Origin of the sequence: Rathayibacter sp. KR2-224 (assembly GCF_049446075.1) — a bacterium.
GTDB lineage: Bacteria > Actinomycetota > Actinomycetes > Actinomycetales > Microbacteriaceae > Humibacter.
The window spans coordinates 443,306-456,215 of record NZ_JBMSEB010000002.1; the positions used below are offsets into that span (position 1 = coordinate 443,306).

Genomic DNA, 12,910 nt, shown 5'->3' on the forward strand with positions numbered 1-12,910 from the left:
ACTGTTCGCCGGACGTAGTCAGCGGCGTCGGTGGGCTGCGCCCGCCGCTACTCGGCCATCGATGCGCCGGGTGACGACATGGTGTTGCGCAGCACCACGGTGCGTGCGGGCTGCTGGTCGCCACGGATGCGATCGAGCAGCATCGTCGCAGCTGTGACGCCCAGATGGCGAGCGGGCAGATGAACCACGGTGATACCCGCTGGAGCGAGCGCTGCGAACGGCAGGTCGCCGAAGCTCGCCATACCGACAGCGGGCGGCATCTGCCTGCGCTCGATGAGCACCTGGAGGGCTCCGACGCTCATCAGGTTGTTGGCGACGAATACGGCATCCGGCGGCTGCTCCATGGAGAGCAGGGCGCGCATCGCCTCGCGTCCGCCGTCGACGCGGAAGTCTGCGTGCAGCAGATAGTCGTCCGGTCTGTAGCTCACACGTGCGCCGGTCGTCGCGGTGCGCCAGCCGTCGGCGCGCAGCACCGCCGTCTCGACGTCCGCCGGGCCCGTGATGCACGCGACCCGCTTGTAGCCCTGGTCGAACAGCGCCTGGGTCGCGGCACGCCCTCCTGCGCGGTTGTCGACGGTGACGGCATCCACCTCTACTCCGTGCGGGCTGCGGTCCACGGCGACGACGGGTCGCCCCCGGGTGAGAAGGCTGTCGACGTTGCTGTGTTCATCAGCGGCAGCGATGATGACGCCGCCCATGTCTTCGCTCACCGCGATCTCGAGGTACTTCGCCTCCTTCTCCCGGTCGCCATCGCTGTTGCAGAGCACCACCGAGTAGCCCGCCGCTTGTGCGACGTCTTCCACGCCGCGCGCCAACGAGGTGAAGAACGGGTTTTCGATGTCCGGGATGACGAGGGCCAGCACCTCCGAATTGCGCTTGCGCAGGGTACGCGCCGTTCGATTCGGCGTGAACTTGAGCTCATCCGCGGCCTTCCGCACGAGCTTGGACTTTTCCGCCGACACGTTCATTCCATTGAAGACGCGCGAGACGGTGGCCGGCGAAACACCGGCCAATGCTGCGACCTCGTAGATCGTGGCCATCGACTTTCCCACCCATGCTCGGCACCACCGCTCGCCGGCGATGTCCGTACTGTAGCGCCCGGTGATCCGCCTGTTGACACCTCACGAAGGCGCGCCCTAGATTGATTGAAATCGATTGCAAGCCTATTGCCTCACGGCCTCTTCACCAAGCCTGTTGATGCAGAGATCGCATCGTAAGCCGGTCGCGCAGCGGTGCCGCTTCCGATCGACTTTGGCCTCACCTCGACGATGACAGGAGACTTCACGTGACCATCGGCGATCTCGACTCGCTTTCCCGCCTGCGCCAGGTGCAGACCAGGTCGATCAGCCCCGAGAACTTCGACGGCTCCGTCGGCGGTGGCGCACGCGCCACGGAAGGAACCGGCGCATCCGCCGCCAGAGACCTGGGCCCCGGCTGGAAGATCTCGCCGAGCGTGGACCTTCCGGCCGGCGAGACGTTGGAGCTGGCATCTATCGCGGGCGCCGGGAAGATCCAGCACATCTGGATCACGACCCACACCGACCACTGGCGCACGCTGCTACTGCGCGCGTACTGGGACGGCGCAGACGAGCCGGCCATCGAGGTGCCGTACGGCGACTTCTTCTGCAACGGCTGGGGCCGATTCGCCCAGGTCGACTCGCAGGTCATCGCGGCCAACCCCCACGGCGGGTTCAACTCGTACTGGCCGATGCCGTTCCGCGACGGTGCCCGCCTGACCTTGGAGAACCTTTCTCAGGTCACCGTGCGGGTCTACTACCAGGTCACCTACGAGGTCGGCGGCGACTATTCGAATGACGGATACCTGCACGCTCAATGGCGACGCAGCAATCCGCTCGACCTTCTCAAGACCCACGTACTGCTCGAGGGCATCGAGGGCAGCGGCCAGTACGTCGGCACCTACATCGCCTGGGGCGCCAACAGCGCCGGATGGTGGGGCGAGGGCGAGATCAAGTTCTACCTGGATTCCGACGACGAATACCCAACCATCTGCGGCACAGGAACCGAGGACTACTTCGGCGGCGCCTGGAACTTCGACGTGCCCGGCAATGGCTATACGGAGTTCTCCACGCCGTATCTGGGCATGCCGCAGGTGATCAGGCCAGACGGACTCTACGACAGCCAACAGCGCTTCGGCATGTACCGCTGGCACCTCGCAGACCCGATCCGGTTCGCCGAGCGGCTGCGAGTAGACATCCAGGCCCTCGGCTGGCGCAGCGGGTGGCGCTACCTTCCGCTGCGCGACGACATCGCATCGACGTCACTGTTCTACCTCGATCGCCCTACGGCTCGCAGACCGAAGACGCCGTCTGCGGACGACCTGGAGGTTCACCTAGGCCGTGAGGCAGTACCCGACCTGGGTGCGAATCCGCCAAGGATGCCCGCGGTCGACTGACGCGCGGGCCCGGTGAGCCCGCTGCGGAGCCGGCTCCAGCTCGGCAGCTCACCCCTCCTTCTTCAGGTCGGCGCGGTACCAGTACACGTTGTACGGGTCCCACTTCGACAGGGTGAAGTAGATGGTGCGGCCGCCGTTCTCCGTGTACTGCGGCAGCATGAACGGTGCGTACAGACCCGGAACATCGGATGCCGAAACGAGAGTCTTCGGGGTCGACCACGGTCCCCACGGATGCGCGCTGTCGCTGATCAACGCACCGGCTCCGTCGCCGTCGGTGTACGTCATGAGCCAACGCTGAAGGTAGTCGTTCCACACGACCGACAACTCCCCGACAGTTCCGTGCGCGACCACCGTAGCGGCGTCGATGTCGGAGCTCCAACGCGGTGCGCCGTTGGACGCCGTGCCCGTGTAGTACCGATAGGCGGACTGCTTCTCGACATCCTTCTGCGCCACCCTCATGAGCTTCACCTGGCCGAACCGGCCGTGCGTCACTCCCCAGAAGTAGAGCTCGTCGCCCACTTTGGTCACGCTGACCTGCACGAAGTTGCTCGTGCCGCCCCAGCGCGGAGCCGCGAGCTTCTTCCACGTCTTGCCGTGGTCCGACGACTTGGCCAGGCCCGCGTAGTTGGTCTCCCACTCTCCCGGATCGCCCCAGTGTTTGACGGACATGTAGTCGAGGTACATGGCGCCGTTCGCCTCGAAGCCGTAGGTGGGAATGGTCGTCATCTCGTCGCCGTCCACCTTCTTCGAGCCGATGAGCTCTTTCGCCCAACCCTGGTCGTCTGCGATGTAGCCGTCGAATCGGATGCCGTCTGCCGGGTTCGTGTCGTTCGTGTACGCCATCGTGTTCGATCGCCACTCGGTGCCGCCTCCCCCGGTCATGCCCGGATCGCGCTGACCGAAGGTATCGCCGAACACGAACCAGGTCTTGCCGTCGGCCTCGAACATCGATCCGAGATCCTGGCCGGCCACCTCGTATCGGGATGTCTTGTTGAGCGAGCGCGGGCCGGTGAGTTGCGCGACCTGGCGAACGTTAGCGACACCCGCGAGCGCAGACGGGAGGTCCTTGGTGGAGAGCATGCGCGCATCCTCGTTCGAGGAACATCCGGCGAGCACCAGGGATGCCGCCGCGCTGACCGCGAGGAACGCAACAACGCCTGACGCACGCCGCATCGGTCGATTCCTGGACATCGCCGCCCCTCCTCGTCGAGTGGATCGCTGATCAGTGAATCGCAAGAAATCGGTTTCGTCAAGCATCGGCGCAAGCACGAACGCCTCCAGCGCCTGAGCCGACTCGGCGGCGGAAACCGATTCCATGCGTTCGTGCCTGATCGCCGTGATGACAATCGATAGAGAGCGAACCGGCTCCGACAAGGCTCGAGCTCGTGCATCTGTCGCTCGCAGTCGCCGCCATGGAATAGTGCAAAGGTGACCGAGCGAATTCCCGTCGTCTTCGAACTCGCCGACCCGCGCTTCGAAGGCATCCGCGGCGACTCGCAGCTGCGCGTCCTGTTCGACGACGGCCGCTGGCTCGAAGGGCCTGCGTACTCGCCGCATGGGCGGTTTCTGCTGTTCAGCGACATCCCCAACGACCGGGTGCTCAGGTACGACGAGGTGAGCGGCCGCGTCGATGTGTGGGCTCAGCCGGCGGGCTTCGAGAACGGCCGCACCGTCGATCGCGAGGGCCGGTTCATCGCGTGCCAACACGGGTATCGGCGCGTGGTGCGGAGGGAGCACGACGGATCCACAACGGTGCTCGCTGACGCCTTCGACGTCTGCCGCTCAACAGTCCGAACGACGTGGTCGCACACTCCGAGGGCTCGGTCTGGTTCACGGATCCGACCTACGGCATCCTCACCGAGTACGAGGGGCACAGAGCCGACGAGCAGATCGGCAGCCGCAACGTCTATCGGTGGGCGAACGACGATGGCCTCAGCGTCGTGACCGATGCATTGACCCAACCCAACGGCCTCGCCTTCTCGCCAGACGAATCACTGCTCTACGTGACCGACAGCGAGCGGAGCACGATCTCGGTGTTCGACGTGGCGACGGATGGGCCACGCGAGCCGAGGGAGTTCTCGTCCAGCCCGGCCGGCTACGACGGACTGCGCGTCGACACCGAGGGCCGGCTCTGGGCCGCAACAGCAGACGGTGTGCACGTCTACCACCCGGACGGCACCCTGCTCGGCATGCTGCGCCTGCCCGAACTCGCTGCCAACCTCGAGTTCGGCGGACCGCAGCGCAACCTGCTGTACATCACGGCGACGACCCGGCTGTACGTCGTGCGCGTCACCGCCGAGGGCGCGAAGTGGCTCTAGGGGCCACCGAGCGAGAGGTCACGCGACACCTCTCCGCGCGACCTGACGCATGAATGCGCATGGATGCTTGCGCCCACGCCCGAATCCCCGCTACGTTTACCGAGGCCCGCTCCCGGGTCACTCTCAGCGACCGGCTCGCGCGATCTCTTCGCGCTCGAGCGGATCGGAACACGAAAGGGGAACGTCATGACGCAGGTCATCACGCACACTCAGCCTCACACCTTCGTGTTCCGCGGCGCTGCATCGCTCCGCGTCCGTCTGGGCGCCGGGGCAGGCTGCTAGCGGCACGACCACGCTGATCGTCGAACGGCCCTGCTAGCGCAGGACCGTCTCTGCGATCCGCGTCCGGACATCGTCCGCGCTCCTGGAGCCGTCGCACCCGCCCCGGCGTGCACATTCGGCTCCGCTCCGATCGGACAGGCGACTGAACCGCGGCCAAGCGACCGCTTCGTCTTCCCGACCGATCATCTCGATAGGCCGGCCACGGGCATCCGCTGACCGCTCTGCCGACCGCAGAACGGCCGTCGGCAGAACAGCTTTCAGCTGACGGCCGCCGAGATCCATCGTCGTTAATGACCGCCGACCGAGATCGCGCCCGACGGCATCCGCCGCTGGTCGCGTGAGCCCGCAACCGCTGCGGGCGCCACACGCACCACATCGTGCTCGACATGCTCGAGCCGCATCACGAAGGAATCACTCATGAACACCCAAACCCTCGACAACGAGCGCTCCGTCGGCACGCTGTCCGACAGCGTTCCCACCGAGTCATGGAGCAGGGACTCACACCCGCCGAGTCCGCTCGACAGACTCGCGATGCGCATCGGCCTCGCGCTGGTGCTGTGGAGCAGGCACGAGCACCGCACGGCGCGCAGCCGTGAGGCCGAATGGGAGCTCATCGCCCGCCGCTACCGTCTCGAGCGGGAACGTCGGGCCAGGGAACAGGCCTGGCTCGCGTCGGCATCCGAGTTCCCGCGCAGGTGACCGCATGGCCACGGTGGCTCTGCAGGGCATCCTGGCCGCCGCCGAATACCTGGCGGCGGCCGGGACGCCCGACCCACCCGCACCGGCAGAATCAGGGGTAGGTTCGCCACATGCGGGAGGAACCGACTGACGAAGCGCCGGTAGAGACGCCGCCGGCAGCCCCGGGCAGCAGGCGGGCGAGTACCGGCGCCAGGGTGATGCGCTTCACCACCAATCTGTTCGCCACCGAGGCGACGGTCTACGGGATCGTGCTCGTGACGGCGCTCACCGCCGTGGGCTGGAAGTTCGACACCGACCTCGAGGTGCTCGCCTTCATCGTCGGCACCACACTCATCTTCTGGCTCACCCACGTGTACGCGCGAACCGTCGTCGCGCCGAGCGGCGCGCCAGGCCATCCTGCGCCGGTGAGGAGAGCGCTGGGCGAAGCGCTCAGGCATTCGAACGGCATGCTCATCGCCATGCTGCTCCCGGCGCTCTTCCTGCTGCTCGCGGCGCTGCACGTGCTCGACGAATACGTCGCCTACTTCATCGCCCTCGCGATCGGCATCGTGCTGCTGATGCTCATCGGCTACCTGGTCGCGTACCGCAACAGACGTCCGTGGTGGCGGCGCATCCTCTCCGCGATCGTCACCGGCCTGCTCGGGGTCGTGGTCATCGTGCTTGGCGTCATCGTGCACTGAGTGCGCGTGCGCTGAGCGGGCGGATGCTCCGTGCCGGCTCGACCGCGTCAGCCCTCCGCGAGCCGCGTCGCCTCCACGAGAAGGTCGAGCTGGCCCAGATCGGTCACGTCCAGAAGCTGCAGATAGACGCGCGACGCGCCGAGCGCCCGCAGGCTCGCGAGCCGCTCGGCGACGTCGGCGGGGGTACCGTGCAGGCCGTTCGTGCGCTGAGACTCGGGATCGAGCCGCTGATCGCGAGCGCGGGCGTCCGCTTGCGTGCTGCTCTCGGCCACGGTGGCCGTGAGCGCAACAGAGAGCCGCAACGTCTGCGGGTCGCGGCCGGATGCGCCGGCCGCCTCCCGCACCCGCCCGAACCGCTCTTCGATCACATCGTTCGGTACGAAGCCGGTGTTGAACTCGGTCGCGAAGCTCGCGGCGAGCGCAGGCGTTCGCGTCGCGCCGCCCCCACCGATGATGAGCGGGATGCCTTCGCCGGCCGGCCGCTGAGCCCCTGGGGCACCGTCGAGGCGATAGTGCTCGCCGTCGAACGAGAACGTCTCGCCCTCCGGCGTGCGCCACAGCCCCGTGACGATCTCGAGGGACTCCTCGAACAACCCGAACCGCTTCTGCGGGAACGGGATGCCGTACGCCTCGTGCTCGGGAGCGTTCCAGCCCGCGCCGAGCCCGAGCTCCGCGCGGCCGTGCGACATGGCATCCACGTTCGCCACCTGCACCGCGAGCACGCCGGGGTGCCGGAACGTGACGGGCGAGACGAGCGTGCCAAGGCGAACGCGCTCGGTGCTCACGGCGAGCGCGGCGAGGCTGGTCCAGGCATCCGACACCACTTGGTCGCCTGTGAAGACCCTGTCCGGCGCGATGTAGTGGTCGGAGCGGAAGAAGCCGTGAAAGCCGCGGTCCTCTGTCGCGCGGGCGATGGCGAGCAGTTGGTCCCAGGTCATGCCGAGCTGCGGCTCGACGAAGATGCAGTACTCCACGGGGTTCCATCTTGCCGAGGATGCCGCCGGCACGCGCGGCCCGTCAGAGGCTTTGCGCGCGGGGTGATCCTGGGCCGTTCGAACGACCGATGTTCCCGCGGGGCTCTGCGGCAGGCATCCGGTGTCCGAGCATCGGGTAGTCGACCACGAATCCCTCGGCGTCGACAACGAGATCGCTGGAGAACGAGCCCGATCGGTAGCGGATGCGTGCCAGGTCGCCGTCGATCCCGAGGTGGGTGTACGTCTGCCTGGAGGGCACGACACGAAGCGAGGGCACCTCGATGAACGCCATGAGGAAGTTGTGCTCGCCGGCCTTCCTGTGCAGTTGATGGCGAAGGATCGGCATGGTGTTCGTGAGCGGGCAGCACGCGATATCGCAGTCCTCGGCGTCGGCGAGGTCGGGTCGTTCCTCTCCGTTCACGGTCCACGTGCCGTCCGAACATCGCAGATCCAGTCGCTGCTCTTCGTCGTGGGTTTCTGCCTCGATCGTCACGTGACGTGTGGTTCCTTGCGCGTCCGTCTCAAGTCGATACGTGAGCCAGTACGGTTCGGGGAGTTGCCCGACCGCGCGGCCGGTCGCCTGCAGCGACGGGTCATTCGTGGTCGCCCACGCCGCGTCGAATCCTGCGGTCTCCTCGACCTGCCACACGAGCATCCGCCGCCTGCCGCCCATGAGCCACACACTAGACCTGGCACGTGCCGCTCGATTCCGGGAGCGTCGACGCCCATGACGCTCGCGCCAGCCTGAACGAGAGGTTCAGAGATCCGGCTAGTGCCGGCGCGGCGCGCCCGAGGTGACAGCCCCGAGCGCGAGCGCTTGGTCGAACGCGGCATGCGTCTCGACTGTCAGCGCTTGAGGGTTCTTCGCGCGCTCTCGCCCGGTCTGGCAGCAGGCGAGCGCTATCTGGCCCGCGAACACAGCGATGGATGCCTCGGTACCGCGGGAAATCAGCACCTCGCTCAATCGCTCACCGATCAGCTGCGTCTTCAAGGCATCGCGGGCTCGCAATTCGAGGTGCTTTCCGATGAGCTCGTAGTGGAGGGCGTATCCGTTGCTGTTGACGCTTGCCCTTTCGCACAGCTCGAGGACGATGGGCCGTAACTGCTCGATGGCCTCCGCGGGGGTGCGCGCAGCGAGGGCTGGACCGTGCGCCGCTAGCTCGGTGATTGCGTCGAGCATTTCTTGCTCCCGAGCGAACACGACCTCTGCTTTGTCGCCGAAGTAACGGAAGAACGTCGAACGCCCGACGTCGGCGCTTCGAGCGATGTCGGTGACCGACACCCCTTCGAAGCCCTTGGCGGCAAATAGTTCGTCGGCAGCCTGGACGATGCGTTGCCGCGCGAGCATGCGTTTGCGTTCGATGAGGGACGTGGCATCCGGCGTCTCCATAGCAGCAGCCTACATCCGTACGGTACTCGATACTAATTGGTACTGAGTGTGTTACGGTACTGAGTACCAATTGCTGAACGCGGAAGGGTCCTCATGCTGACTGTCCAAGATCGTCTCGCGATCAGCGAGACTCTCGCACTGCACGCGTACATCGTTGACGAGAACCAACTCGACCGGATGGATGAGCTGTTCACGTCTGACGCCGTCTACGACATGACGCTCAGCGGCTTCGGCTCATTCGAGGGCATCGACAGCATTGGGGCCGCGGCGGCAGCCATGAATGAAAGCGGCCACGCTCCGCTCGCACACTTCGTGACCAACATCATCGCCGCCGGTTCCGGTGAGGACGAAGCCGCGGTGCAGTCGAAGGGCCTGATGATCATGGCCGATGGTTCCATTCACGCGGTGACCTACCAAGACACGTTTCGTGTCGACGACGGCGCCTGGCGCATCAGCCGCAGGGTCGTCATCCCCCGCCATACCGATCGAACGGAACAGTGATGACCGAGTCGCTTGCGGTCACCCGGGTTACCCATTCCTGTCATCTCATCGAGATCGGCGACCTCACCGTTTTGACGGATCCGTGGTTTTCGTCGAAGCCCTTCTACCACTCGGGTGAGCCGATCGCGTTCCAGCCGGAAGGGCTCCCGCACCTGGATGCCGTGGTGATCAGCCACGAGCACTACGACCACTGTGACCTCAAAGCCTTCAGTCGGTACCCCGACAAGGATGTGCCCATGATCGTGGCGGGCCCTGTCGTCGAGATGGCGAAGAAGGCCGGTTTCACCAATGTCACACCGCTCGCGAAGTGGGAGACCGCCAGGGTCGCCGACTTGACCTTCAATGCCGCTCCCGGCGAACACGGCGTCTATGAGGTCACCTACGTCATCAGCGGAGGTGGCCGCAGTGTCTACTTCGCCGGTGACACGCTGCTCATGCCGGAGCTGCGCACCCTTACCGACCGGTTTGGTCCGCTCGATGTGACGCTGCTGCCCGTGAACGGCCTCCACATTCGGGTGAACCACAACAAACAGGTCGTTATGAACGCTGAGCAGGCCGCCGAGCTGACATCAGTGCTGCGCCCGAAGCTCGCGATCCCGCAGCACTACGCGTTCACCGGCGGTGCGATCGGCGACCGCCTCATCCTCAAGAGCGACAAGGACCCCAGCCTCTATGTCGACGCCGCCCGGCGCCTCGTCCCCGACGTGGCGGTCAAAGTCATCGAGCCGGGAGAGCGGCTGGCCGTCGCCCCGTGAGGCCACCGGCGCGGCGCGAACGATATGGAGCTGCAACGCACCACGGCCCGCGTCGCGTTCTCCGCGCATCCTGAGTCTCCCCGCACAATGCGCTGGGTGGGGGTTGCGGCCCCGGTGGCAGGTGCGGAATCGTGGCCGACTCATGACCGCAACCGGAAGGAGAGCCATGCTCACCCTCACCGAGAACGCAAGCACCATCGTGAAGACACTGACGACGCAGGCCGTCGATTCACCGGAAGGCGGCCTGCGCATCAGCAGCCCTGAGCCGGATTCCACCAGCTTCTCCGTCGCAATCGCCCCGACGCCGGAGGCGGCCGACCAGGTGATCACCGACGGCGACGCACGAGTGTTCGTCGAGCAGAACGCCTCCACCGCACTCGACGACAAGGTTCTGGATGCCCAGCTCGACGAGCAGGGAGCCGTGCACTTCCAGCTCGGCCTGCAGGCCTAGGAGCAGCACGCGCGCGTCGCGAGACAGCGACGACGGGGCGGGTCACCGAAAGGTGGCCCGCCCCGCTGCGTACCAGATGCATTGTCAAGCCGGTGCGTCACGTGATCGAGCACCTTAGCGTGCCTTGAATGCAGGCCGACCACGACATACCTCCCCGCTTCTACGGGCAGCTGGTGGAGACCAAGGCACGCATCATCACGTGGAACGTGTGGGGCTTGTACGACATGTGGGAGCAGCGAGAGGCAGCGATCGCCTCTACGCTCGCCAGGGCGCATCCCGACGTTCTCGTGTTGACCGAGTCGTGGGCCAAAGGCGACGACAGCCAGTGCGCGCGACTGTCGGGACCACTGGAGATGCCGCACCACGCTTTCACGGGAATCCAAGCGCAAGAGGATGAGGCGGCGTTGTCCGGCGTTGGCGTGATGTCTCGATGGCCGATCGTCGACCGGGACTCGTTCACCTTCGGGAAGGTTCGAGGACAGTACGTCGAGTTGTCCGGGCCTCGGGGCGCCATGCAGGTCTACGGCATCGTGATGGATGCCTGGTGGTTCGACGAGAGCCGCGCCCGTCAAGACGCAGTACGCGACCTGCTCACCTACGTGAACGAACGGCAGGACGAACGCGTTGCCCTAGTGCTCTGCGGCGACTTCAACGCCGATCCGGATAGCGACGAGATCCGCACCCTGCGCGGCCTCACCATCTCGCCGCGCCCCGGGCTGTCGTTCTACGACGCCTGGGCGGTCGCAGGGCCGGGCGGCGGCGGATATACCTGGGCCAACGCAAACCCCTGGGCCCGTCGATTGCTGTGGCCCGATCGCCGAATCGACTACATCTTCAGTGCGACCCCGCGCCGGGGCGGTGTTGGGCATCCATTGGGCGCGACCGTGCTCGGGCAGTGGCCGGTTCGGGGAACGGTTCCCTCCGACCATTACGCGGTGCAGGCAGACATCCGATATTGACGTCGACGATGAACACGCCGACCGCTGGCTCTGCGCGGGACCGACCGCCTCGGTCACTCCCCCGCAGCCAGGGCGAGACGCCGGGTCGCGGCGATCGGGATGGGGAGCCACGTCGGCCTGTTGCGGGCCTCGTAGACGGCCTCGTACAGCGCCTTGTCCAGCTCGAAGGCGTCGAGCAGCAGGCGGTGCCTGGTGAGGTCGTTCTGCGCCCGTTCGCTGTACCCGTCGAGGAACGCCTCACGGCACGCACGTGCCCACTCGGCCACCCCGGGAACGGCCTCGCGAGCACCGGCGACATAGTCGAAGCTGCGCAGCATGCCTGCCACGTCACGCAGCGGCACGTCGACGAGCGACCGGCTGGCGAGCGACCGCATCGGCTCGCCCTCGAAGTCGATGATGGCCCACCTGTGACCAGGCACCGCGAGGATCTGCCCAAGATGCAGGTCGCCGTGAATGCGCTGCAGCCTCGGCCACGAGGCCTCCCGCGCGCGGGCGTACAGCCGTTCGATCGGCTGACGGAGCGGCGCGAGCTCGGGAACCTCGCGGATGGCTGCATCCAGCCGGTCCTGCCACACCCGGCCGATCTGCACCACGTCTTCGTCGGTCGCTTCTCTGACCGGCAATGCCGAAGCGAGCACGGAATGCACATCGGCGGTCGCTCGACCGATCTCGCGGGCACTGTCGGTGAAGTCCACCTGCTCCGCCGCTGCGGCGAGAGCCGTCTCCCAAGCATCCGAGGCTCCCGTGAGGAACTCTTGCGCGAACGCCAGATGGCCTTGCGCTCGGCCACCGTCTCGGCCCGAGTCGGGCCAGTCCCCGACGACGCTTCCGATCACGGCGGGCACCGACGCCGATCCGGCTGCGAACAGCGCGGATTGCAGAACCACATCCGGGTTCTCTCCGTGGTGCAGCGACCGGAAGATCTTGCAGATCACGTGCTGCTCGCCCGCGTCTCCATCGACCGTGTAGACGATGGACGTATTGGACTGCTCCCCTTTGAGCACGCGGGAACTGAGGACTCGCAAACCCGCACCCGCTGATATCGCGGAAGAAGGATGCTGCTGCTCGAGCGGAACGCCGCTCGCCCGCGCGTGATCATCACCCACCCGGCCGCCGTCGACGATCAGTCTGAGCAGCGCATGTGCGAACGCGGGGTCGTGCGGTGCGTCATACGCGTATCGCCTTCTCCCGGCCGAATCGACGACCTCGCCGATGTACGCGCTGCCGCCCGCCTCGAACGGCTCGTCACGATAGGTGACCGGCACCTGGTAAAGAGCCGCCCGTTGTTCGCTCTCATCAAGAACGAAGTGGGTGACCGCCTGCGCGCCGTTGGATTCCGGCCACTCCAGCGAGACGAGCATCCTCAGCCGCGGCTGCGCCCCCTTGCCTGCGAACCATCGCTGCTGCCCGATCCACGTGGAGAGCGTTTCCCCGAGGGCTGGCACCAGCGACATGCTCCGACAGTAGCTCTCGCGCGACGCCCGCGCC

General features: G+C 66.4%; 15 protein-coding genes and 1 pseudogene. 9 read left to right on the forward strand and 7 right to left on the reverse strand.

All coding sequences use genetic code 11. The features are described from left to right. Positions 1 to 47 precede the first annotated feature (47 nt). Positions 48 to 1,040: a LacI family DNA-binding transcriptional regulator gene (locus tag ACO2Q7_RS14445; protein WP_423356400.1), complete on the reverse strand. Its 993-nt coding sequence runs from the start codon at positions 1,038 to 1,040 to the stop codon at positions 48 to 50. A gap of 245 nt (positions 1,041 to 1,285) precedes the next feature. On the opposite strand from ACO2Q7_RS14445, the gene ACO2Q7_RS14450 reads away from it, so the two are divergent. Further along, the gene (locus ACO2Q7_RS14450; RefSeq protein ID WP_423356401.1) at positions 1,286 to 2,413 is read left to right on the forward strand and encodes a glycoside hydrolase family 172 protein; all 1,128 of its coding nucleotides are present in this window, start codon (positions 1,286 to 1,288) and stop codon (positions 2,411 to 2,413) included. Between the two features lie 48 nt (positions 2,414 to 2,461). Here ACO2Q7_RS14450 and ACO2Q7_RS14455 read toward each other — a convergent pair whose 3' ends face one another. Next, a complete protein-coding gene (locus ACO2Q7_RS14455; protein ID WP_423356402.1) occupies positions 2,462 to 3,604 on the reverse strand; it encodes a DUF4185 domain-containing protein in 1,143 nt (380 codons plus the stop codon). A 237-nt stretch (positions 3,605 to 3,841) separates the two neighbouring features. Here ACO2Q7_RS14455 and ACO2Q7_RS14460 point away from each other — a divergent pair. Next, positions 3,842 to 4,126: pseudogene (locus ACO2Q7_RS14460) on the forward strand (SMP-30/gluconolactonase/LRE family protein); the annotation flags it as partial. Positions 4,127 to 4,212: 86 nt separating this feature from the next. Then, positions 4,213 to 4,731: an SMP-30/gluconolactonase/LRE family protein gene (locus ACO2Q7_RS14465; protein ID WP_423356403.1), complete on the forward strand. Its 519-nt coding sequence runs from the start codon at positions 4,213 to 4,215 to the stop codon at positions 4,729 to 4,731. Between the two features lie 569 nt (positions 4,732 to 5,300). On the opposite strand, the gene ACO2Q7_RS14470 is transcribed toward ACO2Q7_RS14465, so the two are convergent. After that, positions 5,301 to 5,432: a hypothetical protein gene (locus ACO2Q7_RS14470; protein WP_423356404.1), complete on the reverse strand. Its 132-nt coding sequence runs from the start codon at positions 5,430 to 5,432 to the stop codon at positions 5,301 to 5,303. On the opposite strand from ACO2Q7_RS14470, the gene ACO2Q7_RS14475 reads away from it, so the two are divergent. Next, positions 5,431 to 5,712 carry a hypothetical protein gene (locus ACO2Q7_RS14475; protein WP_423356405.1) on the forward strand — a complete coding sequence of 94 codons (282 nt, stop codon included), beginning with the start codon at positions 5,431 to 5,433 and terminating at the stop codon, positions 5,710 to 5,712. The two genes, ACO2Q7_RS14470 and ACO2Q7_RS14475, sit on opposite strands and share 2 nt — an antisense overlap. Positions 5,713 to 5,822: 110 nt before the next feature. Next, entirely contained in the window at positions 5,823 to 6,392 is a 570-nt protein-coding gene (locus ACO2Q7_RS14480; RefSeq protein WP_423356406.1) for a hypothetical protein, read from the forward strand. A 47-nt stretch (positions 6,393 to 6,439) separates the two neighbouring features. Here the strand turns inward: ACO2Q7_RS14480 and ACO2Q7_RS14485 are convergent, their stop codons facing one another. The 3 genes from ACO2Q7_RS14485 to ACO2Q7_RS14495 all read right to left on the reverse strand — a co-directional run bounded on the left by ACO2Q7_RS14485 (position 6,440) and on the right by ACO2Q7_RS14495 (position 8,756). After that, positions 6,440 to 7,366: a TIGR03560 family F420-dependent LLM class oxidoreductase gene (locus ACO2Q7_RS14485; RefSeq protein WP_423356407.1), complete on the reverse strand. Its 927-nt coding sequence runs from the start codon at positions 7,364 to 7,366 to the stop codon at positions 6,440 to 6,442. Positions 7,367 to 7,409: 43 nt separating this feature from the next. Continuing rightward, positions 7,410 to 8,039, reverse strand: coding sequence for a putative glycolipid-binding domain-containing protein (locus ACO2Q7_RS14490; protein WP_423356408.1), 630 nt, complete (start codon positions 8,037 to 8,039; stop codon positions 7,410 to 7,412). Positions 8,040 to 8,135: 96 nt separating this feature from the next. Next, entirely contained in the window at positions 8,136 to 8,756 is a 621-nt protein-coding gene (locus ACO2Q7_RS14495; protein WP_423356409.1) for a TetR/AcrR family transcriptional regulator, read from the reverse strand. Between the two features lie 93 nt (positions 8,757 to 8,849). On the opposite strand from ACO2Q7_RS14495, the gene ACO2Q7_RS14500 reads away from it, so the two are divergent. The 4 genes from ACO2Q7_RS14500 (at position 8,850) to ACO2Q7_RS14515 (ending at position 11,422) form a co-directional block, all read left to right on the forward strand. After that, positions 8,850 to 9,257: a nuclear transport factor 2 family protein gene (locus ACO2Q7_RS14500; protein WP_423356410.1), complete on the forward strand. Its 408-nt coding sequence runs from the start codon at positions 8,850 to 8,852 to the stop codon at positions 9,255 to 9,257. Continuing rightward, on the forward strand, positions 9,257 to 10,012 hold the full coding sequence (locus ACO2Q7_RS14505; protein WP_423356411.1) for an MBL fold metallo-hydrolase: 756 nt from the start codon (positions 9,257 to 9,259) through the stop codon (positions 10,010 to 10,012). Before ACO2Q7_RS14500 ends, ACO2Q7_RS14505 begins: the two co-directional genes overlap by 1 nt. Before the next feature lie 166 nt (positions 10,013 to 10,178). Then, entirely contained in the window at positions 10,179 to 10,463 is a 285-nt protein-coding gene (locus tag ACO2Q7_RS14510; protein ID WP_423356412.1) for a Fe-S cluster assembly protein HesB, read from the forward strand. A 128-nt stretch (positions 10,464 to 10,591) separates the two neighbouring features. Beyond that, a complete protein-coding gene (locus tag ACO2Q7_RS14515; RefSeq protein WP_423356413.1) occupies positions 10,592 to 11,422 on the forward strand; it encodes an endonuclease/exonuclease/phosphatase family protein in 831 nt (276 codons plus the stop codon). 53 nt (positions 11,423 to 11,475) lie between these two features. Here the strand turns inward: ACO2Q7_RS14515 and ACO2Q7_RS14520 are convergent, their stop codons facing one another. After that, entirely contained in the window at positions 11,476 to 12,876 is a 1,401-nt protein-coding gene (locus ACO2Q7_RS14520) for a maltokinase N-terminal cap-like domain-containing protein (RefSeq protein ID WP_423356414.1), read from the reverse strand. Positions 12,877 to 12,910: the final 34 nt, after the last annotated feature.

Excerpts from the sequence above, each read along its gene's own strand:
- ACO2Q7_RS14505 (WP_423356411.1), top strand. The coding sequence starts at position 9,257 with ATGACCGAGTCGCTTGCGGTCACCCGGGTTACCCATTCCTGTCATCTC.
- ACO2Q7_RS14495 (WP_423356409.1), bottom strand. The coding sequence starts at position 8,756 with ATGGAGACGCCGGATGCCACGTCCCTCATCGAACGCAAACGCATGCTC.
- ACO2Q7_RS14490 (WP_423356408.1), bottom strand. The coding sequence starts at position 8,039 with ATGGGCGGCAGGCGGCGGATGCTCGTGTGGCAGGTCGAGGAGACCGCA.
- ACO2Q7_RS14455 (WP_423356402.1), bottom strand. The coding sequence starts at position 3,604 with ATGTCCAGGAATCGACCGATGCGGCGTGCGTCAGGCGTTGTTGCGTTC.
- ACO2Q7_RS14500 (WP_423356410.1), top strand. The coding sequence starts at position 8,850 with ATGCTGACTGTCCAAGATCGTCTCGCGATCAGCGAGACTCTCGCACTG.
- ACO2Q7_RS14520 (WP_423356414.1), bottom strand. The coding sequence starts at position 12,876 with ATGTCGCTGGTGCCAGCCCTCGGGGAAACGCTCTCCACGTGGATCGGG.
- ACO2Q7_RS14470 (WP_423356404.1), bottom strand. The coding sequence starts at position 5,432 with ATGAGTGATTCCTTCGTGATGCGGCTCGAGCATGTCGAGCACGATGTG.
- ACO2Q7_RS14515 (WP_423356413.1), top strand. The coding sequence starts at position 10,592 with ATGCAGGCCGACCACGACATACCTCCCCGCTTCTACGGGCAGCTGGTG.
- ACO2Q7_RS14480 (WP_423356406.1), top strand. The coding sequence starts at position 5,823 with ATGCGGGAGGAACCGACTGACGAAGCGCCGGTAGAGACGCCGCCGGCA.
- ACO2Q7_RS14445 (WP_423356400.1), bottom strand. The coding sequence starts at position 1,040 with ATGGCCACGATCTACGAGGTCGCAGCATTGGCCGGTGTTTCGCCGGCC.
- ACO2Q7_RS14510 (WP_423356412.1), top strand. The coding sequence starts at position 10,179 with ATGCTCACCCTCACCGAGAACGCAAGCACCATCGTGAAGACACTGACG.
- ACO2Q7_RS14475 (WP_423356405.1), top strand. The coding sequence starts at position 5,431 with ATGAACACCCAAACCCTCGACAACGAGCGCTCCGTCGGCACGCTGTCC.